This is a genomic window from Streptomyces sp. NPDC029956 (genome assembly GCF_055574655.1).
Genome location: NZ_JBVHZJ010000140.1, coordinates 1 through 1,085, shown reverse-complemented (window position 1 = coordinate 1,085; position 1,085 = coordinate 1). Strand labels below are relative to the sequence as shown.

Here is a 1,085-nt window from a genome sequence, read left to right as displayed (position 1 = left end):
CTAGGTGTATTGATCACGAGCGTTGTTAACGCCGGCCAGGTCTTGATCATGGCGAAGACCTCCGGTGTGGTGGAGGTGTCTAGGACTACACCGCACGGAGGTCTTCGTGTCCCACCGTAATGCCCGGCTGACCGTTCACGGCAGGCGGATCCTGGTCGAACGGGTCCTGGCGGGCCGTCCCGTCGCGCACGTGGCCGCGGAGATGGGCATATCCCGCCCCACGGCCCACAAATGGGTCCGCCGCTGGCGAATCGAGGGCGACGCGGGCCTGCGCGACCGTTCCAGCCGCCCCCGCACCACTCCGCACCGGACCTCCGTTGCTGTCGAGACCCGTGTCTGCCGCCTGCGGACCGACCGCAAGCTCGGCCCGGCACGGATCGGCCCGATCCTTGGCCTTCCAGCCTCGACCGTGCACCGCATCCTTCTCCGGCACGGCCTGAACCGTCTGGCGTGGCTCGACCGGCCCACCGGCGAGCCGATCCGACGCTACGAACGCGACCGGCCCGGCGAGCTGGTCCACGTCGACATCAAGAAACTCGGCAACATCCCTGACGGCGGAGGATGGCGAACCGTCGGCAGGACGGCCGGCGACCGCAACCGCCAGGCCACCACCACCGAGCGCAAGAGCAGCACGCCGGTGATCGGCTACAGCTACATCCACTCCGCGGTCGACGACCACTCCCGCCTGGCCTACAGCGAAGTCCTGCCCGACGAACGCCAGCACACCGCCATCGTCTTCTGGCAACGCGCGAACGCGTTCTTCCAGAGCCACGGCATCACCGTCGAACGCGTCCTGACCGACAACGGATCCTGCTACAAGTCCAAGCTCTTCACCCAGAGCCTCACCTCAGCCGGCATCGCCCACAAGAAGATCCGCCCCTACCGCCCGCAGACCAACGGCAAGGTCGAACGCTTCAACCGCACCCTCCTCGACGAATGGGCCTACCTGCGGCCCTACACCTCGAACCAGGAGCGGACAGCGGCCCTGGCAGACTTCCTCCACACCTACAACCACCACCGCTGCCACACCGCACTCAACGGACACCCGCCCATCAGCCGTGTGAACAACGCTGCGGGTCAATACA

The 1,085-nt window shown here is 66.9% G+C and carries 1 protein-coding gene; it reads left to right on the top strand.

What is annotated here, in order from left to right; all coding sequences use genetic code 11:
- Positions 1-106 precede the first annotated feature (106 nt).
- The coding region (locus ACZ4XX_RS40310) for an IS481 family transposase (protein WP_468512782.1) at positions 107-1,085 on the top strand (979 nt) is incomplete at its 3' end.